Annotated in this window: 22 protein-coding genes and 1 pseudogene; 7 read left to right on the top strand and 16 right to left on the bottom strand. The window is 68.4% G+C overall.

Annotation, left to right across the window (positions count from 1 at the left end):
* Positions 1 to 33: 33 nt before the first annotated feature.
* The 3 genes from C7I55_RS07485 to C7I55_RS07495 all read left to right on the top strand — a co-directional run bounded on the left by C7I55_RS07485 (position 34) and on the right by C7I55_RS07495 (position 1,251).
* Complete coding sequence (locus C7I55_RS07485) at positions 34 to 423, top strand: hypothetical protein (RefSeq protein ID WP_106512243.1); 390 nt, start codon at positions 34 to 36, stop codon at positions 421 to 423.
* 108 nt (positions 424 to 531) lie between these two features.
* Positions 532 to 789 (top strand): hypothetical protein, encoded by a 258-nt coding sequence (locus C7I55_RS07490; RefSeq protein ID WP_106512244.1) that lies wholly within the window; start codon positions 532 to 534, stop codon positions 787 to 789.
* A gap of 54 nt (positions 790 to 843) precedes the next feature.
* Complete coding sequence (locus C7I55_RS07495) at positions 844 to 1,251, top strand: hypothetical protein (protein ID WP_106512245.1); 408 nt, start codon at positions 844 to 846, stop codon at positions 1,249 to 1,251.
* A gap of 5 nt (positions 1,252 to 1,256) precedes the next feature.
* Here the strand turns inward: C7I55_RS07495 and C7I55_RS07500 are convergent, their stop codons facing one another.
* On the bottom strand, positions 1,257 to 2,243 hold the full coding sequence (locus C7I55_RS07500; RefSeq protein ID WP_106512246.1) for an alpha/beta hydrolase family protein: 987 nt from the start codon (positions 2,241 to 2,243) through the stop codon (positions 1,257 to 1,259).
* Here C7I55_RS07500 and C7I55_RS07505 point away from each other — a divergent pair.
* Entirely contained in the window at positions 2,242 to 3,159 is a 918-nt protein-coding gene (locus C7I55_RS07505; protein WP_158266320.1) for a LytTR family DNA-binding domain-containing protein, read from the top strand. The genes C7I55_RS07500 and C7I55_RS07505 overlap by 2 nt on opposite strands.
* Positions 3,160 to 3,179: 20 nt before the next feature.
* Here the strand turns inward: C7I55_RS07505 and C7I55_RS07510 are convergent, their stop codons facing one another.
* The 8 genes from C7I55_RS07510 to C7I55_RS07545 form a co-directional block, all read right to left on the bottom strand.
* The gene (locus tag C7I55_RS07510) at positions 3,180 to 4,457 is read right to left on the bottom strand and encodes an alginate export family protein (protein WP_106512248.1); all 1,278 of its coding nucleotides are present in this window, start codon (positions 4,455 to 4,457) and stop codon (positions 3,180 to 3,182) included.
* Positions 4,458 to 4,467: 10 nt separating this feature from the next.
* Entirely contained in the window at positions 4,468 to 5,262 is a 795-nt protein-coding gene (gene cobA, locus C7I55_RS07515) for a uroporphyrinogen-III C-methyltransferase (protein ID WP_106512249.1), read from the bottom strand.
* A 1-nt stretch (position 5,263) separates the two neighbouring features.
* A complete protein-coding gene (gene nirD / locus C7I55_RS07520; RefSeq protein WP_106512487.1) occupies positions 5,264 to 5,620 on the bottom strand; it encodes a nitrite reductase small subunit NirD in 357 nt (118 codons plus the stop codon).
* A 4-nt stretch (positions 5,621 to 5,624) separates the two neighbouring features.
* A complete protein-coding gene (gene nirB, locus C7I55_RS07525; protein WP_106512250.1) occupies positions 5,625 to 8,135 on the bottom strand; it encodes a nitrite reductase large subunit NirB in 2,511 nt (836 codons plus the stop codon).
* A gap of 237 nt (positions 8,136 to 8,372) precedes the next feature.
* Positions 8,373 to 9,581, bottom strand: a complete 1,209-nt coding sequence (locus tag C7I55_RS07530) for a CmpA/NrtA family ABC transporter substrate-binding protein (RefSeq protein WP_106512251.1) — start codon at positions 9,579 to 9,581, stop codon at positions 8,373 to 8,375.
* Positions 9,578 to 10,159 (bottom strand): ANTAR domain-containing response regulator, encoded by a 582-nt coding sequence (locus C7I55_RS07535; RefSeq protein ID WP_106512252.1) that lies wholly within the window; start codon positions 10,157 to 10,159, stop codon positions 9,578 to 9,580. Before C7I55_RS07535 ends, C7I55_RS07530 begins: the two co-directional genes overlap by 4 nt.
* Positions 10,160 to 10,340: 181 nt before the next feature.
* Complete coding sequence (locus C7I55_RS07540; protein ID WP_199192753.1) at positions 10,341 to 12,122, bottom strand: bifunctional protein-serine/threonine kinase/phosphatase; 1,782 nt, start codon at positions 12,120 to 12,122, stop codon at positions 10,341 to 10,343.
* The gene (locus tag C7I55_RS07545) at positions 12,122 to 12,943 is read right to left on the bottom strand and encodes a formate/nitrite transporter family protein (protein WP_106512253.1); all 822 of its coding nucleotides are present in this window, start codon (positions 12,941 to 12,943) and stop codon (positions 12,122 to 12,124) included. Before C7I55_RS07545 ends, C7I55_RS07540 begins: the two co-directional genes overlap by 1 nt.
* A gap of 626 nt (positions 12,944 to 13,569) precedes the next feature.
* Between C7I55_RS07545 and C7I55_RS07550 the strand changes: the two genes are divergently transcribed.
* Together C7I55_RS07550 and C7I55_RS07555 are read left to right on the top strand one after the other, a co-directional pair.
* Positions 13,570 to 13,788, top strand: a complete 219-nt coding sequence (locus tag C7I55_RS07550) for a hypothetical protein (protein WP_106512254.1) — start codon at positions 13,570 to 13,572, stop codon at positions 13,786 to 13,788.
* The gene (locus tag C7I55_RS07555; protein WP_106512255.1) at positions 13,788 to 14,345 is read left to right on the top strand and encodes a response regulator; all 558 of its coding nucleotides are present in this window, start codon (positions 13,788 to 13,790) and stop codon (positions 14,343 to 14,345) included. The genes C7I55_RS07550 and C7I55_RS07555 overlap by 1 nt, the downstream gene beginning before the upstream one ends.
* 177 nt (positions 14,346 to 14,522) lie before the next feature.
* On the opposite strand, the pseudogene C7I55_RS29430 reads toward C7I55_RS07555, so the two are convergent.
* The 3 genes and pseudogenes from C7I55_RS29430 to C7I55_RS07570 form a co-directional block, all read right to left on the bottom strand.
* Positions 14,523 to 14,792 (bottom strand): annotated as a pseudogene (locus tag C7I55_RS29430) (NAD(P)H-dependent oxidoreductase); the annotation flags it as partial.
* Positions 14,789 to 15,094 carry a hypothetical protein gene (locus tag C7I55_RS07565; RefSeq protein WP_106512256.1) on the bottom strand — a complete coding sequence of 102 codons (306 nt, stop codon included), beginning with the start codon at positions 15,092 to 15,094 and terminating at the stop codon, positions 14,789 to 14,791. The pseudogene C7I55_RS29430 and the gene C7I55_RS07565, both read right to left, overlap by 4 nt.
* Positions 15,095 to 15,173: 79 nt before the next feature.
* Entirely contained in the window at positions 15,174 to 16,058 is an 885-nt protein-coding gene (locus C7I55_RS07570) for an HD-GYP domain-containing protein (protein ID WP_199192754.1), read from the bottom strand.
* A 97-nt stretch (positions 16,059 to 16,155) separates the two neighbouring features.
* On the opposite strand from C7I55_RS07570, the gene C7I55_RS28470 reads away from it, so the two are divergent.
* A complete protein-coding gene (locus tag C7I55_RS28470; RefSeq protein ID WP_199192755.1) occupies positions 16,156 to 16,590 on the top strand; it encodes a hypothetical protein in 435 nt (144 codons plus the stop codon).
* Positions 16,591 to 16,651: 61 nt separating this feature from the next.
* Here the strand turns inward: C7I55_RS28470 and C7I55_RS07575 are convergent, their stop codons facing one another.
* From C7I55_RS07575 to C7I55_RS07590, 4 genes are all read right to left on the bottom strand, one after another.
* Positions 16,652 to 16,993: a hypothetical protein gene (locus tag C7I55_RS07575; protein ID WP_106512257.1), complete on the bottom strand. Its 342-nt coding sequence runs from the start codon at positions 16,991 to 16,993 to the stop codon at positions 16,652 to 16,654.
* Positions 16,990 to 17,523, bottom strand: coding sequence for an RNA polymerase sigma factor (locus C7I55_RS07580; protein ID WP_106512258.1), 534 nt, complete (start codon positions 17,521 to 17,523; stop codon positions 16,990 to 16,992). Before C7I55_RS07580 ends, C7I55_RS07575 begins: the two co-directional genes overlap by 4 nt.
* A gap of 1 nt (position 17,524) precedes the next feature.
* Positions 17,525 to 17,872 carry a hypothetical protein gene (locus tag C7I55_RS07585; RefSeq protein WP_146150952.1) on the bottom strand — a complete coding sequence of 116 codons (348 nt, stop codon included), beginning with the start codon at positions 17,870 to 17,872 and terminating at the stop codon, positions 17,525 to 17,527.
* 141 nt (positions 17,873 to 18,013) lie between these two features.
* Positions 18,014 to 19,042, bottom strand: coding sequence for a D-alanine--D-alanine ligase family protein (locus tag C7I55_RS07590; protein ID WP_233222099.1), 1,029 nt, complete (start codon positions 19,040 to 19,042; stop codon positions 18,014 to 18,016).
* Between the last annotated feature and the right edge of the window lie 149 nt (positions 19,043 to 19,191).

Consider the following 19,191-nt stretch of genomic DNA (forward strand, 5'->3'; position numbering starts at 1 on the left):
CGTCGATTGCAAATTTGCGCCGTGCGAACCCTTATGGGACAGATCAGCCGCACGCTGCTGAACGCTCGCTGGCCGGGCTTGTTCCGGCGATCGGGTCGGAGGGCGAGCGTCGGCCTCACGCCCGCGCGCATCCTGGTGCCGCGTCCATTGCCACCTTCGGCCCCCCGCGGGATGCACGTCGCGAAAGGCAATCGCAGCATGTTCGAAGACTTGGCTCCCGTGCAGGAATGGTCCGGCACCGATCCCGACCGCTTCCGGGCCGAGATCGTCGGGCAGGGGCGGCTATGTCGGCCCGTTAGATCTGACGCCGGAGGGGTTCCGGTCAGCGTGGTGTCGCTCGACGAACCCGGTTTCGATCGCTTCCCGCTCTACCGCGACGCGATTGCCGCCGCGACGTCACACCGGAAGCCGTCGCAGGAGTGAAGGCGGCGCTCGCGGATCTGCTCGATGGACCGGCCGAGCGAAAGCAGTGAGAGGTCCGGATGCGCGGAGGCGGCTTGCCCACCTTTGCGACCGGGTTCACAGGGGGATATGAGATCCGGTTCCCGCAGGCGCTCGGCCGCCCGCAAGCTGCCCGTCCAGATGCTGGCGTTCCAGACCTTCCTCGGCTGCCTGCTGTTCTTCCCCTTCGTCGACCTGTGGATGGCGGTTCTGGCATGGCTCGTCCCGGACGCCGGGCAGCCCGCCCCGGTCGCCTTGCTGCTCTCGGCGCTGATGGCGGCTGTCTGTGCCTGGAAGCTCCCGAAGCTTGCCGGGCGTGTTCTGGCCGCGGTCCGTGCGCGACGCTGATCGGGCCACACCGGCGATCTTGCCCGCGCGCTTCGCCAGGGCTTAAGAGCGGCCATGCAGCATTGGGTGGACTTCAAGGATCTGATCGCGAGCACGTCCGGTTTCGACCGCGGCAGCCTGCATGTCCTCGCATCGGTGCCGCTTCACGTCATTTGCGCCCTGCTGCTTCGCCGTCCGCTCACCAGCTTCTGGCCGTGGCTGTTGATGCTGGCGCTCGCCGGCGTCAACGAGGCGGCGAGCGGCTATGCCGACGGGCGCCTCGAGGATTGGGAGATCCCCGGCAGCCTTCGCGACCTGCTGCTGGTGATGGCGTTGCCGACATTCCTCGCCGTGGCGCTGCGGCTGCGGTTGCTCTCTCCCGCCGGGCGCCGGCCGCCGCCGAGCCGAACCCTGCCGATGCTGCCCGTCTCGGCGTCGCCGCGTGAGATCATCGTCGACGCCGAGTTCGAGGAAATCCGCTGACTTTCTCAGCGCGCGGCCAGCGTGCGGCGGAAGAAGGCGATCACCTCACGGTTGAAGCGGGCGTGGAAGGCGGCCCGATCGAAGCCGGGCGGATCCGTGCAGATCATTGCGCTCGCCTTGGCCGCCGCCGGCGAGCAAGGGGCCAGAATGGCGAAATGGCCGGCCTTGGGGATGACGTGGAACTCGGGCCTGTTCGGCAACGCCCCCCGCACCACGTCGGCATGATAGGGCGCCGGCAGGATCTCGTCGGCCTCAGGCTTCCACAGCTGAACGGGAACGCGCAAGGTACGCATGGTGTCGCGGGTGAAGGTGTAGCCGAGCGCCGGCGCCGCGCTGACAACGGCGCGGATCCGGCTGTCGTGGGTCCATCGCGGCGGAGTCGCTGGGCGGCGGCCGGCGCTGAGCTTGCAATCGAAATCGCCCGGCCGCTCGCGGCAATGGGCGAGCACCCGCGTAAGATCCGGCTCCGCACCGGCGGCTGCAAGCACGGTGAAGCCGCCCGACGAGAAGCCGAAGGCGCCGATCCGGTCTGCGTCGATCAGCCCGCGCCATTCGGGTGCGTCAAGCACGTGATCGATCAGCACCTTCAGCTGGCGGGGACGGTTGGCCATGTCGGTAGCGCGGCTCTGGTCGCGCCAATTGTCGCCGCCATGAGTCAAGGCGGCGACCACGAACCCGGCTTCGGCAAGCGCGATCGCAGTGTCGAAATGGCCGGCGAACGATCCGCCGTTGCCGTGCGAGAAAACGATCAGCGGCAGCTTGGCGCCAACCGGTTTCGCGCCGGCCGCGACGAGGCCGTCGCCGAGCCCGAACTTGACCCGCTTCGATGGCGCGTCGCTCGGATACCAGATCCCGATCTCGATCTCGCCGCCCTCCGGATCGGCAATGGTGCCGCCGCGAAAGCCGGCGGATCGCGCCTCGGCAGCCGTCGATGGGGCGGCGACGCCGAAGGCCAGGGCCAGAAAGGCCCCGATCGCAAAGAAAGTCCGCATGCATGTGCTCCTTGATGATCTTGCGGAGCGGAGTTGGCGCACGATCCGCCTTCGGCGCGAGCAGGGTTTCGCGAACGGGCGAACGGGTTCGCGGGCCGGCGAACCGCGCTATAGGGGCGCGGTGACTCCGGATCCGACCCGTGCCCCTGTCTGGCTCAAGTGGCTGCTGACCACGACCTGCGTCGGCCTCATCCTCGGGCTGATCGGACCCTATGGCAGCTATCTCAATGGACCCGCCCATGTCCGGATCTTCTACTGGATCGGGATGAGCTGGCTCGGCATGGCGATCCTGATGCCGTCGATCATCGTCGCGCTGCGGCTCGCCCGGCGCTGGGCTCTGCCGCAATGGCTGACGATCGGAGTCGCGATGATCCTCGCGGCGATCCCGCTCAGCGCCGCAATCGCGCTGATCGCGACCGCCTTGTGGCCCGAGCTGACCTTTCTCGGGCCGGCCGACTGGTATGCACAGGTGCTGTTCGTCTGCCTGCTCCAGGGCGGCGCCTATCTGCTGGTCGCGCGCCGGGGCGCTGATGTCCTGGTAACCAGCCGACCAGCGGTGCCGAGCCACGATTCGGCCACTCCCGCAGGCCCGTCACCGCCGGCCGTGTCTGCCGCAGCGCCGCTCTGCCTGCAGATGGAGGATCATTATGTCCGGATCCACGGCGCCACCGGATCGCGTCTCGAGCACAGCACACTGGCGCAGGCGATTGCCGATTATGGGACCGGGGAGGGTTTGCAGATCCACCGCTCCTGGTGGGTCGCCCGTTCGGCAATCGCCGAGATCGTCCCGGACGGTCGGAGCGTGAAGATCAGGCTCACCAACGGCGTGGTGGCGCCGGTCTCGCGCAGCCGGCTCGCGGCACTGCGCGCGGCAGGGTGGCTGGAAGACGCCAAAGTCGACGCTCCGGCCGAGTAGACCAAGGTGGCCCGACGGACTCAGAACACGAAATCCGCGGAGAGCCAGAAGCGGTCGGTGTCCGTCGCGAAGCCTTTGGTCCGGTAGCCGGCGTAGCGCGCTGCGAGCGTGGTGCGGCCGATCTTCGCACTGGCGAGCAGATCGATCTCGCGCCCGTAATCGAGGTCGAGCCGGTCGCTCTCGAAGCGGTGCCAGGTCGCCGAGAGGGTGATCGCATCGGCCGGGCCGACCTTCTTGGCGCCATAGCCGGCCCCGAAATAGAGATCGCGAAGGCCATTGGGCGGCGTCACGACGAAGCGATCGGCCCAGCCGTTGAACTTGAACAAGGTGGCGAGCGGCGTCTGGAAGCTGGTGAGCGCACGACCGTCATCGGCGCCGAGCTCTTCATAGCCGGCCGTGGCGGTGAAGCCCGCGGCTGCGGCGGAGGCTTCGGCGAGCAGGTAGGTGGCCGAATAATCGTTCGGATTGCGATGATAGTCGCTCTGGCGCGCATAGCTCGCCGCATAAGAGAGCGTTGCAGGGCCGGCCGGCCGGCTGCCCGCCAATCTTACGCCGTAGGTCTGGCTGGAGAGGCGATAGGCCTGCACGAGGGCTTCGTCCTGATCGACCAGGAGGGCGAAGGCGCTGATCGTGCCGACCGGGGTGGGCAGGCCGGCGACTGCGAACAGATTGTCGCCGTCGACTGCCGTCTGGCGCGCGCCGCGTCCGCGGCTGCCGTTCACGGTGCGCACGCTCCAGACGTAGCTGACGTCGAGGGTGGGGCCGCTTTTGGCGCCATATTGCAGGCGGAGGGCATCGAAGGTCTGCTCGTTCTGGCGGAAGGCCGCGCCGCCGACGAAGCGCTGGTCGAGCAGTTCGATCCGCTGCCGCCCGAGCGTTACCGCGCCGTTCTTCAGGCCGGCATAGCGGACCTGGGCCCGGTTGAGCTCGACATTTTCCGGATCGAGCACCAGCGGCCGGTCGGTCGGCCCGCGCACGCCGTTAAAATAGTCATCGACGAGCGCCACCGTCGCTTCGCCCTCGATCAGCATCGACCAGGGGCCGGACGCGACCTCCGCACCGGTGCGCAGCCGGGTGGTCAGCGCGTCCGCTTCGCGGGCGAGCCCGTCCTGATCGACATGTTCGTAGCGGATGCGCGCGTCGAAAATCGGCTTCACCGTCACCGGCTCCGCGGCGGCCGCGGCCGGCGCGAGGACCGCACAAGTGAGCGCGACCTGGGCGACGCGCCCGCTGCGCGGAGCACGTCGTTCCGGTTCGCCGCGCCACGTCGCGCGGCGATCGACACCGTCGTCAACCATGGTCTTCCCCCTAGATCGTCGTGGTCATCGATATGGTCTGGTCAGCCTGGACTGGTTCGCGGCCGGCCGGCACACCGACGGCTTCGCCGACCAGCAGCAGGGTCGGATCGTCGTCGCTGATCGTCGCGACCAGGAACGACAGAGCGTCGAGGCGGCCGCGGATGATCCGTTCGTTCGGCAGCGAGACGTTGACTGCGACCATGACCGGCGTATCGGCGCGGCGGCCGGCGGCGATCAGGTTGCGGGCGATCTCGCCGGCCGAGCCGCGGCCCATGTAGAAAGCGAGGGTCGTGTCGGCGGCGGCGAGCGCGCGCCAGTCGAGCGAGAGCGTCTCGCCAGCGCGGGCATGCGCCGTCACGAAGGTCAGGCGGCGGGCGAGCCCGCGCAGGGTCAGCGACACCCGGCTCGACGCGGCGGCGGCGCTGGCGGCGGTGATTCCGGGGCAGATGCGGACGGTGACGCCGTGGGCGGCGAGATGCTCGACCTCTTCGGCCGAGCGGCCGAATACGGAGGGGTCGCCGCCCTTCAGCCGCACCACCTTCATCCCCGATCGCGCCGCCGCGAGCATCAGCGCATTGATCGAGCGCTGATCCTTGGAATGCCGACCCGAGCGCTTGCCGACCGAGACCATGACGACATGCGCCGGCGCCAGCGCGAGCACGCCCGGCCCGACCAGGGCATCGTGGAACAGGATGTCGCAGCCGGCGATCAGCCGCTCGGCCTTGCGGGTGAGCAGGTCGGGGTCGCCCGGTCCGGCGCCGACCAGCCAGACCTCGCCGGGGGCGATGAGCGGTTCGCCCGCCATCTCAGGCGGCCCTCGCCACCGGCGCGAGCGCGACGATCGCGCTGCGCAGGATCAGCACGCGGCCGCCGCTCACCTTCACCGGGATGGTTGGCGTGCACCCCTTGTCCTGGCCTTGCGCCTCGCCGCTGGCCAGCGAGATCACCCAATTGTGCAGCGGGCAGGTGACGCTCGATCCGTGGACGATGCCCTCCGACAGCGGGCCCCTGCCGTGCGGGCAGCGATTGACCAGCGCATAGACCTGGTCGCTGCCGGTGCGGAACACCGCGATGTCGTCGCCGCCGGGCACGCTTATCGTGCGGGCGCCGCGGAGCGGAATCTCGGCGAGATAGCCGACGTCGAGCCAATCTCCGGTGATCATCATCTTACTCCGCGGGTTCGAGGATCTGGGGGGCGGGGCGAAGCTCGCCCAGGGGAGCATGCTGCTCGTGGTGGGCGCCGGCGGCGCGTTCGGCCCAGGGATCGGTCTGGCAGAAACGCTGCGAAACATGGAAGCGCTCGGTCAGCGCCCTGCGGCCGTCCTCGTCGTCGACCAGGCGGCTCTGGAGATAGGCGAGGCCGACCCGCTCGATCCACGGCGCGGTGCGTTCGAGGTAGCGCGCTTCCTCGCGGTAGAGCTGGATGAAGGCGGCGCAATGGTCCATCGCCTCGGCCTCGGTCGCCACCCGGCAGAGGAAATCGGTGGCGCGGACCTTTATGCCGCCATTGCCGCCGATGTGGAGTTCGTAGCCCGAATCGACGCAGACCACGCCGAAATCCTTGATCGTCGCCTCGGCGCAATTGCGCGGGCAGCCGGACACCGCGATCTTGAACTTGTGGGGCATCCAGCTTCCCCAGGTCATGCGTTCAATCTTGACTCCGAGGCCGGTCGAATCCTGGGTTCCGAACCGGCACCAATCCGATCCGACGCAGGTCTTCACCGTGCGCAGCGACTTGCCGTAGGCATGGCCCGAGACCATGCCGGCGGCGTTGAGATCGGCCCAGACCGCGGGCAGATCCTCTTTCCTGATGCCGAAGATGTCGAGCCGCTGGCCGCCGGTAACCTTGACCAAGGGCGCATTGTATTTCTCGACCACGTCGGCGATCGCGCGCAGCTCGCGCGGGTTGGTGATCCCGCCCCACATCCGCGGCACCACCGAGTAGGTGCCGTCCTTCTGGATGTTGGCGTGCATGCGCTCGTTGACGAAGCGGCTCTGCTGATCGTCCTGATACTCGCCCGGCCAGGCGCAGAGCAGATAATAATTGAGCGCCGGCCGGCAGGACGAGCAGCCGTCGGGGGTCGACCAATGCAGCTTCTGCATCACTTCGGGGATCGCGCGAAGGCTCTGGGCGATGATCTCGCGGCGGACGTCGTCATGGGTGAAGCTGGTGCATTTGCACATCGGCTTCTCGCCGCGCTCGCCCGCATAGGCATCGCCCAGGGTCAGCGCGAGCAGGCCTTCGACCAACGAGGTGCAGGAGCCGCACGAGGCCGACGCCTTGGAACAGCCGCGGACCGCGTCGAGCGTGCAGGCGCCGCCCTCGACCGCCGCCACCACCGCGCCCTTGGACACGCCGTTGCAGCCGCAGATCTCGGCTTCGGCGGGCAAGGCGGCAAGCCGGGCGTGGGGATCGCCGCCGCCGGCGCCGGCCGCCACCGGGCCGTGGATCAGGGTGGCGCGGAGCGGCGAGACGTCCTCGCCCTTCTTGAGCAGATCGAAATACCAGCTGCCGTCGGCGGTGTCGCCGTAGAGGACGGTGCCGACGATCCGCGCATCGCGGACCACGATCCGTTTGTAGACGCCCCGCGCGGCATCGCGCAGCACGATGTCCTCGGCGCCGTCGCCGCCCGAAAAATCGCCCGCCGAGTAGACGTCGATGCCGGACACCTTGAGCTTGGTGGCGGTGGCGGTCGGACGATAGGTTCCGGCGCCGGTGGTCAGCGTGTCGGCGAGCGCGCGGCACATCTCCCAGATGGGCGCGACCAGGCCGCAGCAGGCGCCGTCATGCTCGGCGCATTCGCCGACCGCCAATATGTCGGCATCCGACGTCACCATCGCGTCGTCCACATGGATGCCGCGGCCGACCGCAAGCCCTGCGGCGGCGGCAAGCCGGATGTTCGGCCGGATGCCGACCGCCATGACGACGAGGGTCGCGGGGATCTCGCGCCCGTCCTTCAAGCGCACGCCTTCGACCTTGCCGTCGCCGAGGATTTCGGCGGTGTCGGCGCCGGTGAAGATGGTCTGGCCGCGGCCTTCCAGCGCGGTCTTGAGCAGCCAGGCCGCGGCTTCGTCGAGCTGGCGTTCCATCAGGGTCGGCATCAGGTGCAGCACGGTGACCTTCATGCCCCGCAGGGTGAGGCCGTGCGCCGCCTCAAGCCCGAGCAGGCCGCCGCCGATCACCACCGCATCGCCGCCGGCTTGCGCGGCGCGGACCATCGCCTCGACATCGTCGAGATCGCGGAACGAGACCACGCCGGGCAGGTCGCGGCCGGGGATCGGGATCATGATCGGATCGGAGCCGGTGGCGATGATCAACTTGTCGTAGGCGACGCTGCGTCCCGACGCGGATGTGACGACGCGCCGGCTGCGATCGATCGCGGCGACCGGGTCGCCGGCGACAAGGCTGATGTTGTTGGCCGCATACCAGGCACGGTCGTTGAGCACGATCTCGTCGAAGCTCTTCTCGCCGGCGAGCACGGGCGAGAGCATGATCCGATCGTAATTGACCCGCGGCTCGGCGCCGAAGATCGTGATCCGGTAGCGGTGCGGATCGCGCTTCAGCACCTCCTCGACCGCGCGGCAGCCGGCCATGCCGTTGCCGATCACCACGAGGTGGGGGCGTGCGTCGCCGCTTCGCTCTTCCCCGGATCCCTGCCAGCCCGCCGAAAAATCCATCACCCTGCTCCGAAACGCAAAAAGGCCGCCCGCGACCCGCCCCTTTCGGGGCGGTCGCAGGCGGCCTTGCCTGTTGCTCACCCGGCCGAAGCCGGAGCGTCCTTCACCTTCTCCGTCGAAGGCTCGGGTCTATGTCGCTGCGGACAGCCTCGTCCGCGTGTGTCCAAGGTGCGGGAGACCGGCGCCCCACGCAAGTGCAATTATTGCGATGCAGCAAGCATGTGAATTTTTGTGCATTCAAGCCATTTTGAAGCTGCGGAGATAGGCCTCGATGTCGACGGGATCGAAGATGCGGCCATCGAAGAAGCGGTCCGGCCCGAGGGTGAGCGTGCCGCGGTCGGAGCCGGCCCCGGTCGGCACCGCAAGCGCGCCTTCGACCTTGAGGCTTGCGCCCGGCAGTGGAGTGGCGCCGCCGGCGAGCGCGCGGCGATAGATGTCGGAGCGGAACAGGCGGGCGGCGCGCGCCTCCGCCGCGGGGTTCGGCGCGACGAACTTCCAGCGGACGAATTGCGAGTAGATCCACAAGGCCTGGCTGCGCCACGGGAAATTGGCCGCTTCGCGATGGAGCATCAGGAAATCGGGCGAGTCGACGATCTCCCCGCCTCTGGACAGGGCCATGCGCCCGGCGAGCGCGCGCTCGATCAGGTGGGCCGGCTCGCCGATCACCTCCGGATCGGAGAGCATCGCGGCGAGCTCGGCGGCATTGGCCGGGTCCTCGCACCAGGCCGCAGCGCGATCGAGCGCGCGCAGCAGGCGATCGACGGTATCGGGGTTGGCCTCGGCCCAGTCCTCGCGCATCGCCAGCACCTTCTCGACGCTGCGGCCCCAGATGTTGGAGGTGAAGGCGACGATTTCGCCAAGCCCTTCCTCGACCGCGACGCTGCTCCACGGTTCGCCGGCGATGAATCCGTCTATCTCTCCGGCGGCGAGCGCCTCGACCATTGCCGAGGGCGGCAGCACGCGCAGCTGGAGGTCGCGATCGGGATCGATGCCGGCAAAACCGAGCCAGTAGCGCAGGGTCAGCGCATGACTCGAATAGCGATGGACGATGCCGAGGATCGGCTTGCGGCGGTGGAGGCCGATCGCGGCGGCGAGATCGTGGGCGGTGGCGACGGGATCGTCGACCCGGTTGCGTGCCACCGGATCGAGCGCCGCGGCAAGCTCCGACGACAGGGTCAGCGCATTGCCGTTCATGCCGAGCTTGAACGGCGCGGCGAGGGCCACGGCGGGGTGACCGATGCCGAGCGTCACGGCGAGGGCGAGCGGGGCGAGCAGGTGGGCGACCTGGACCTGGCCGTACAGCAGCCGGTCGCGCACCGTCGCCCAGCTGCGCTCGCGCATCAAGGTCAGGTCGATGCCCGCCTCGGCGGCGAAGCCGAGGCGGTGCGCGGCGATCAGGATCGCGCTGTCGGTCAGCGGCACGAAGGTGGCGGCGACGGGGATCATGCTCTGCCTCCGATCAGATCGGCGGCGGTGACGATCGCGTCGGCGACGTCGACGATCCGCCGCCCCTGGTTCATCGCCGTCGATCGGATCAGCGCATAGGCCTCTGCCTCGGGCATGTTTCGGCTTTCCATCAGAATGATCTTGGCGCGCTCGATCTTCTTGCGGTCGGCAAGCGCGCTGCGCGCTTCCTCGAGCTCGGCGCGCAGGCCCGCAAAGGCGTTGAAGCGGCGGACGGCGAGCTCCAGGATCGGCTTCACCCGCTCCTTGCGCAGACCATCGACGACATAAGCGGAGACGCCGGCGTCGATCGCGGCGCCGATCATCATGTCGTCGGATTCGTCGACGAACATCGCGATGGGACGGGCGAGCGCCTTGCTGACCAGCAGCATCTCCTCGAGCGTGTCGCGGCTCGGCGTGCCGAGATCCATCAGCACCACGTCCGGCGCCAGCCGCTCGATCCGCGCGACGAAGGCGCCGGTCGGCGCCACGACATGGATGTCGTCGAACCCGGCCTCGCGCAGGCCCTCCTCCAGGATGGTGGCCCGAAGGCCGCTTTCGTCGACGATGGCGATACGCACGAAGGAAATCCCGGGCCAGAACGGCAGCGATGTGTCAGTGGAGTAAGACTACGGCCGCTTCTGGGGAAGCGCCGGCCGGTCGAGGATCAGCGCAGGAACTCTACATCAACTCGTTAAGTCTCGCTTCCCCAATAGACTAGCGCCGATCGGAGCGGTGAATATCTCACCTCCCACCTTGCCGTCAGCGCACGAAGACCGAGACCAGCAGCAGCGCGAACAGGATCGCGCTGAGCGCCTTCCACGCGAGCACGGGATTGCGCTGGAACAGGGGCCTCGTGTCGGCACCGGCCAGCGCCGGGTTCGGGTGCGACAGATCGTAGGTAAATTCGGACAGCAGCTCGTAGCGCCCTGCGGGATCGATCGCGACCGCCTTGGCGATCGCCGCGTCGACCCAGTCCGGCACGGCGGGATTGTGCTCGCTGGCCGGGGTATAATAGAGGCGGCGCTGGGCGGCGCGGCTGCGCGCGGCGGCGACGCGCGGGCCATAAGGCAAGTGTCCGGTCAGCAGCTGATAGGCGATGATTCCGAGCGAGAAGAGGTCCGATGCCGGGCTGGCGGGAAGGCCGAGATAGAGTTCGGGCGCGCCATATTGCATCGTTCCGGCGAAGGCGGAATCCTCCTCGGCGACGAGACTGAGCTCGTCGAGCCCGGCCACCTGCACCGATCCGAAATCGATGATCCGCGCGGTGCCCTCGGCATCGACCAGGATGTTCTGCGGCCGCAGATCCCGGTGCAGCATTTCGAGCTTGTGGAAGGCGAGCAGGCCGGCGGCGATCTGGCCGATCAGCGAGCGGACCGCGGTGAGGTCCGGCGCCGGATGGTCGCGCATCCACTGGGCAAGCGTCTGGCCGTCGATGTAATCGGAGGCGGCGAAGACGTGGCTTCGGTTCCGCGGCTGCGGCGCCGCGCGCGCGACGTGCGGATGATCGATCCGGCGTGCGATCCATTCCTCCAGCAGCAAGGCGCGGAGCTGGGCCGGATCGGCACCATGCTCGGTGGAGGGCACCTTCAAGGCGACTCGCCTGCCGGTCTGCGGGTCCGAAGCGAGATAGACGTGGCTGCGGGCGCCGGCATGGATCTGCCGCAGAATGTGATAGCCTTCGAAGTCCGATCCCGGGGTGAGCAGGGGCGCCGGCGGCAGGGTGATCTCGCTGCCGAGCACGTCGTCGACGCCGCCTTCGGGCAGTTCGTCGACCCGGATCAGCTGGACGGTGAGATCGTCTTCGCTTCCCGCGTCCGCCGCCCCTGTCGCCAGGGCCTCGGCGGCCGCCTGGAGGTCGTTCGCGGCCGTGAGCAGGGCCGCGATCGCCGCGTCCTGAAGGTGATCGTGGAGTCCGTCGGTGGTGAGCACGAACAGGTCGCCGGGCTCGAGCGCGACATGACGATAGTCGATCTCGACATGGCGATCGATGCCGAGCGCGCGGCCGAGATAGGATCTGCCGCCGCCGACCGCGACAACATGCGGCGCGGTGAGCGGCTCTATGATGCCGCCGCGCAACCGGGCGATGCGCGCGTCGCCGACATGGAAAAGGTGCGCGCTCCGCGATTTGAGCACCAGCGCCGAGAAGGTGCAGATCAGCCCGCGTTCACGCTCCTCGTCGGAAAGGGGGCGTCCGTTGCGCGCGTGCATCTTGCTGTTGATGGCGGCGATCACGCTGGTGGCGGCGCTGCGCACCGACCACCCATCGGACGTGCAGTAATAATCGGCGAGGAAGGTCCGGGTGGCGGCCCGGCTCGCTTCGCCGCCGAGGCTGCTGGTGCTGATCCCGTCGGCAATGGCGGCGGCAATGCCCTTGCTGGCAAGCGCTGCGCCTTCGGGCACGACGAGCCCGCGGCAATCCTGGTTGTCCGGCTTGGCGCCGGCCCGGCTGCAATGGCCGGCCGAGACGGTGAGGCGCGGCCGCACTCCCCTGGGCCAGTGGGGCACGGCCTCAAGCACCGGCCGCGCCCCGTCCTGCGCCATCAGGCGGCCAGCTTGATCACGCGCCGCGGCGCGGTGCGGACGTGGGTCGAATACAATGTGAGCCCGGTGAAGGTCAGGCCGCCGACGATGTTGCCGAGCACGGTCGGGATCTCGTTCCACCAGAAATAGTCGGCGATCGAGAAGTCCGCCCCCATCATCAGGCCGGCCGGGAACAGGAACATGTTCACGACGGAATGTTCGAACACCATGTAGAAGAACAGCATGATCGGCATCCACATCGCGATCACCTTGCCGCTGACATGGGTGGAGATCATCGCGCCGACGACGCCGGTCGACACCATCCAGTTGCACAACATGCCGCGCACGAAGATGGTGATCCAGCCGGCCGCGCCATATTCGGCATAGCCGAGCGTCCGGCCCTTGCCGATCCCGGCGATCTTCTGGCCGACCTCGGTCGGTTCGATCGAGAAGCAATAGGTGAAATAGATCGTCATCAGGAAGGCGACGGTGAGCGCGCCTGCGAAATTGCCGGTGAACACCAGACCCCAGTTGCGCAGCACGCCGCTCCAGGTGATCCCGGGCCGCTTGTCCCAGACGGCGAGCGGCGCCAGCACGAACACGCCGGTGAGCAGATCGAAGCCGAGCAGATAGAGCATCACGAAGCCGACCGGGAACAGCAACGCGCCGAGCAGGGCATTGCCGGTCTGGACGGTGATGGTGATCGCGAAGGCGGCGGCGAGGGCGAGCGTCGCGCCGGCCATGAAGGCGCGGATCAACGTGTCCCGAGTCGACATCAGGACCTTGGCTTCACCCGCATCGACCATCTTGGTGACGAATTCCGAAGGCGCCAGATAGGCCATCACATTCCCTTTCGAACGGACGCAACAAAGCCGCCTCGAACCGGACCCATCGGGGCGGCTCGGGCGGCATCGTTGCCGTGTTGCTGGTGAGGCAGCGTCCACCCCTCGTTGGGCGCCGGCTGCGTCTGGTGCGATGCTATGCGATTCGCCCGGCAATCGTAAAGCGCTATTTTGCGGTGCAACAATGGTGGGGGATGGCGATTGTTTTGGAGGAGAGGAAGGGCTCGTGCTGACGAAGTCGCGGGCCGCCGACCGAAGATCCTCACCCTAACCCTCCCCGTTCGGGCTGAGCCTGTCGAAGCCCACTTTTCCTTCGGGCAGCAAGAAGGAGAGGGCTTCGACAGGCTCAGCCCGAACGAATCTCCGAGGGATGAACACGAACAGATCCCCGAGGCGCGAACGGAACGGCGTGTCGGCAGGCCCGGCGGCGAAGCGGAAGCCGATGGTGGCGCAGCATCGCGTTCAAGACGCCTGGTCTCGTTCCGGCTACGTGTCAGCGCGGGTGTGACGCAAATCATGGTGCCCGGCGCAAGCCCGTCTATGAAGGAAAGGCGGCGGCACGAACGGGGCATTCCGCAGCCACAGTCGCGGTCCAGGGATGCGGCACCGAAGCAAGTGAGACGCCAATGGTCGAATATGCCTGCCGCCGCCGATCGCGGGGTCACATCACCGACGCGCAGCTGCGGGAAACCGCGCAGCTCGCCGCCAGCGGCCGCACCGTTCCCGATTTCATCATCCGGGAGATCGCCCGCCGTATCGAAGCGGAGGATCGGTGCGCGGCGGCGGTGCAGCGGCCGCGCAACTGGTTGCTCGACGATGCGTCGGCACCGGCGGAGCCCAATTGATGGCCGCCATCGCTGCCAGCGCCTGCGTGCACGTGGTCGACGACGATCCGTGGATCCTGGCGGACGTTGCCGCCTGGCTGTCGCCGCGCGGATTCGCCGTGACCACCTTTTCCACGGCCGACGCCTTCCTGAGCGCATTGCCAACGCTGCAGCCCGGCTGCGTGCTGATGGATCTCGGCATGGTGCCGCTCGACGGCTGTGCCGCCCTGCTGATCATGCGCGACTATCCGATCGACTGGCCGGTGATCATGCTGAGCGAGTCCGCGGCGGCCGACATTGCCGACCTGTGCATGCTGGCGGGCGCCGATCTGCACCTGGTCAAAAGCAGCGATCCTGCGCCGCTTCTCGCCGCCGTCGATACGCTCTCGCGCGGCTTCGCCGAGGCGCGGGCCTATGACGGGGTGACGTGCCTGTCGCACGCGCACCCGATCGATGCGCAATCCTGGCACGCGCACAAGGACGCGCTCTGCCGCCGCTTCCTCCAGCATCTGGCACCGGCCAAGACCGACACGGCGGAGCGCTCCGGTGACGGACCGATCGGCAAGGCGCGCGGCTGAGCAAGTGATCGTCGGAGAGTGAGCGCTCCTGCGCTTCCGCCGAGGTGCCCGATACGCTTTGTCGCTTGGCCTAGTCGGCGAGGCGCGTGCGGCGTCCGCCCCGTCCGCGATCCAGCCATGCCGTTCCTCTTCGCTACTGGTCGTGACGATCCTGAACACGCGGCGATCGATCCGGTCGAAGCCGCGATAGCCGAGCAGGCAATCGCGCCAGATCCGCTCCAGCGGATCGCCGAACGCGCCGGCCTCGCGTTCGGCCGAGGTGTTGCTGGTGTTGAGCACCAGGGCGCTCTTGCCGTGCAGCAGGCCGATCGGGGCTTGGCCGTCATCTTCGCCCTTGGCAAAGGCGTAAGCGGCGCCGTGCGCGAACACCCGGTCCATCCAGCCCTTCATCATCGCCGGCGGTGCGCCCCAGCAATTAGGGTGCGCGGCATGCGAGGCTGGCCTTATTGGCCGCGCGCCTTGTCGGCCTGCTGCTCCAGCGCCTCCGCCTTCTGATCGGCGGCGTCGCGCGCTGCATCGGCCTGCTCCTCGAGCGCGTCTGCCTGGGCCTCGCGGGCGTCGTTGGCGCTGTCGAGCGCGGCGTCGTTGCGTTCGCCCATCGTCTCCGCGGGGCCACTTTCGATCGCGTCCTCGCTGCCGACCGCGCCCGACGCATTGTCGGTCTTTTCGCCCGCTTGCTCCTGCGGCCCGTCGCAGGCGCCGACCATCGCCACCACCAAGCCCACCAAAGCGGCCTTTTTCAGCATCATGTTGCCACTCCTCCTGTTCGTCGATCTACGCGGCCAATGCGCAGATTGTTCCGGGAGCAGCGCGCGGCGCGGCAGCGGCTCAGGCGTTGAGGCCGGCGGCGACCGTCGCTTCCAGCGCGGAGAAGCAGGCGGGATCGACCGCCCGGCCGACTTCGTCCTTGATGATGCCGAGCGCTTTGTCGCTCGGCATCGCGGCGCGATACGGCCGGTCGGCGGTCAGCGCATCGTAGAAGTCGCACACGGTGATGATCCGCGAGTCGCGCGCGATCAGCATGTCGTGGAGGCCGAGCGGATAGCCGTGGCCGTCGAGCCGTTCGTGATGCGCACCGGCGATCGCGGCCATGTCGCGCAGCGGCCCGATCCGCGCGAGAATGTCGACGGTGTGTGCGGCGTGGCTGCGCATCTCGACCCACTCGCGGTCGTCAAGCTTGCCCGGTTTCTCGAGGATCCGGCTGCTGATCGCGAGCTTGCCGACATCGTGGAGCACCGCGGCGCGGCGCAGCGTGCGCAACTCGGCCCCGGCGATACCGACGCGGCGCCCGACCGCTTCCGCATAGGTTCCGACCCGGCAGGAATGGCCGCTCGTATAGGGGCTCTTGGCATCGATCACCGCGCCGAAGGCGGCGACGATGTCGTCGAGCCAGGCCTCGTCCACCGCGATCCGCTGCTCGGCGGGCTCGAAGTCGCGCACCCGTTGTTCGAGCGCCGGATCGCGCAGCCCTTCCCAGAAGCCGGGATCCCGCGCCAGCGTCCGAAACGCCTGGACCAGGGCCGGATCGAACCAGCTTCCGCTCCGTGCCTCCACTTCCTCGATCGCGGCATCCGGTCCGGCGGCGACCTGGAACACATCGACGATCTGGGCGAGCAGCGCCAGGCGCGCGGCCAGCGGGATCGACTCGCGGCTCTGCCCCAGGGGCTTGCCGCCGCCGTCCCAATGTTCGTCGAGCGGCGATCGCCTGCGCAACCGCTTCCGGAAAGCGGAGCTGCCGGGCGATGTCGGCGCCGCGGGTGCAGCGCGTCTGGATGAGGTCGCGCGCGATGTTGGTGCCGTCGCGGAGGATATGCGCGATCGCCTTTGCGCGGGCGCCGATCCGGTGCCCGGAGCCGGTGCGGCTGAACACGAATTTGAGGGTCGGCCCGAGCCCCTCCGGCACCAGCTTGAAGTCGTGCTTGAAGCGGCGGTCGTCGGCCAGATACAGATCGGCAATCCGCGCCGCATTGCTGCTGCAGCCGAGATCCTTGAGCAGTGTCGCATAATAGACGGTCCGCCTCTCTTCGCTGGAAAGGTGCAAGGCGGAGGCGATGCGACTGGCAATCCAGCAGGCGCGCAGCGAATGGCCGGCGGGCTGACCTTCGGTCAGATCGAGCGCGTAGGAGAAAGCCCCGAGGATCTCGGCAAGCGAGGTCGTCTCGTCGGCGCGCGCCGACGCGAATTCAGCGGCAAATGCGTGGCGCACGAACAGGCCCTCTCACCTCAAACGAGCCTGTTCGCATAGCGGCTCCAGCTTAAGGCGGCGTTATCGGCCGGCGGCCGAGTACGAGGTGTGCAACGCTCGCCTAACCGTGGCGGGTTCGGCCCGGAAGATCGGCTGCGAGCAGGACGAGCAAGAGGGCGAGGGTCGCGATCAGCATCGCCGGGCCGCTGACCGCCTCGAGCAGCGGCAGGACCACCCTCGCCGCATCGGTTCCGCTGGCGAGCAGCTGCCGGCCGGCGAACAGCAAGGCGGCTGCGGCGGCGAGCTCGACGAAGAGGGTCTCGCGGCGCGCGGCGGCGGCCGCGCGTTCGGCCATCTCGATGTCGATCCGGCGCTCGACCTGGAGCGCAAAGGCCTCGTCCCGCTCTCGCTCGGGGATGGCAAGGCGCGCGGCAAGGGCGGCGACGGACTCTTCGGGCGTCATCGTGTTTCTCCGTTGCCGAGCAAAGTCACCAGAAGCGCCGTACCGCGCGCGACCCTGGTCTTCAACGTTCCCAGCGGGAAATCGAGGATCGCCGCCGCTTCGGAATGGGTGTAGCCCAGCACGTGGCACAAAGTCACCGCGGCGCGATCCTCCGGCTTCAGGCGCTTCATCGCGTCGGCGACGATCGCCTCCGCCTCGGCATCCGCGGCGGCGTGCGGCTCGGGCGCGATCGCCTGGCCGGCATAAGCGGGCGGACGGCGGCGGCGGGCCCGCGCATCCATCAGAAAGGTGGTCCAGGCGATCTTCAGCAGCCACCCGCGATAGCGGCCGTCGCCGGCATAGGTCTCCGCTTTGGTCCAGGCGCGGAGGAAGCTTTCCTGGGCGAGATCGTCGGCATGGCCGCTATCCGGCGCGAGCCGGGTCAGGAAGCCGCGCACGACCCGCTCGTGGCGGCGAACCAGGACGGCGAACGCAGCGCGGTCGCCGGCTTTGGCCGCAGCCGCAAGGACATCGTCGCCGGCCTCCTCCAGCTCAGCCTCCCGACCTCTTCAGGATCGACCGCCAGACGACGACGATCCCGATGAACGCCGGGAAGAAGGCGGCCGCGGCGGCGCTCCGGATCTCCGCCGTTCCGCCCTGGACGAGACCGGCGGCGAGGATCGCGCCGGCGATCGCGATGAGCACCAGGCCGGTGGTCTGGCTGCGGCGGCGCGGCCGATCGTTGAGCTGCGTGAGCAATTCGGGGACGATCGGCGAATTCGCGCGGATCGCTTCCTGCAGCGTGCGGTGGAGATGGCCGTCCTGGCGCACGCGCATCACATGGAAGGCGAAGATGAACAAAGCGCACGCAATGAATGCGAGCAAGAGATCCTGAGTCATCAACCCGCCTCCCGACTGCACGGCATCCCCCGGATGCCCATCGGCTCCGATGTGCAGGAAGGCGCCGGCAAGCGGTAGCGGATTCTGCGGCACCGGTTCGTCACCTTTGGTCTCTGTGTGCGGCTTGCATGTGCGGCGGAGCTAACGGCGCTGGACGATCCGGCCGACGACGCCCTGGCGCAGCATCGAATGGGCGACGATCGTCTCGACCAGCTCGGCATGGTTGAGGCCGATCGCTGCGGCGGCGCGGGAGATGGTCTTGCGCGACCACAGATTGCACGACAGGTTCACTTCCATGAAGCGGATGTCGCCGGTCGCCGGATCGTAGCGATATTCGAAGCGGCCGTAATCGAACGGCCACAGCTCCCCGATCAGGCTGTTCGTATGGTCTTCCAGCCGTGCGACGAGTTCGGGATCGTCGATCGTGCGGAGGGGGTCGTCGTCGATCGGCACGAGCCCGCGTTTCTCTTCGTAGCTGCGCAGCGTGCCGGGCGTATCGGGGAAATAGCCGGTCGCCGGCAGCAGCCATGGGCCGCGCCCGCCGATCACGGGCACGGCGATGTCGATCAGCGGCGCATAGGGTTCGATGATGACGTCGTGCCCGGCGGCGAGGATGGTCTCGGCATGCGCCTTGGCCTCGCTCCAGGTGTCGAGGATCCGCACGCCCCACGAGGCGGAGCTGGCATTGGGTTTCACCACCAGCCGTTGCCAGGCGAAGGGCGGCGGTGCCACCTGTCCCTGTCCGCGGCGGACGGCGACCCAATCGGTCACCGGCACGCCGAGGTGGCGGGCGACGATCTTCATCAGATGCTTGTCGTCGGTAAGGCCGCGCAGGATCGGGATCGCGCCGAGCGCCGGCACGCTGCGGCGGAGCAGCAGCAGAGGCGCGAGCATCTCGCTGTTGAGGAAACCGGCGCGGTTGAGCACCGGCACGACGAAGTCGGTGTCCGGCCGCTCGTGCAGGATGTCGAAATCGGTCGCGGGGGTCACGTCGAGGCCGATCGCACGCAGGGTCGTCAGCATTTCGTGGTGGTAGACCGCATGGGTGCCGTCCTCGCCGTCCGGCACCCCGCCCGAACAGGCGTGCTTGGCGAGGAAGAGCAGCCTCAGCCGCGCCTTGTCCTGCTCGAGAAGGGCCAGCGGCCCCTGAATCTGCCTGCTATGTTCCACGGCATCGCTCCTGTGTCGTCTCCAAGGATGCCGGTCGGGAGGCGTCTGGATGTGCGGGCGCGAATTAATTTCTGGGATCGGGGCGGTGCCGGGTTCCCTTCGGCTCCTGTTGCAGGTGGGCCGGATCGTTGGGCGCGGCGGCACGTTGC

This window comes from Allosphingosinicella deserti (assembly GCF_003012735.1).
GTDB lineage: Bacteria > Pseudomonadota > Alphaproteobacteria > Sphingomonadales > Sphingomonadaceae > Allosphingosinicella > Allosphingosinicella deserti.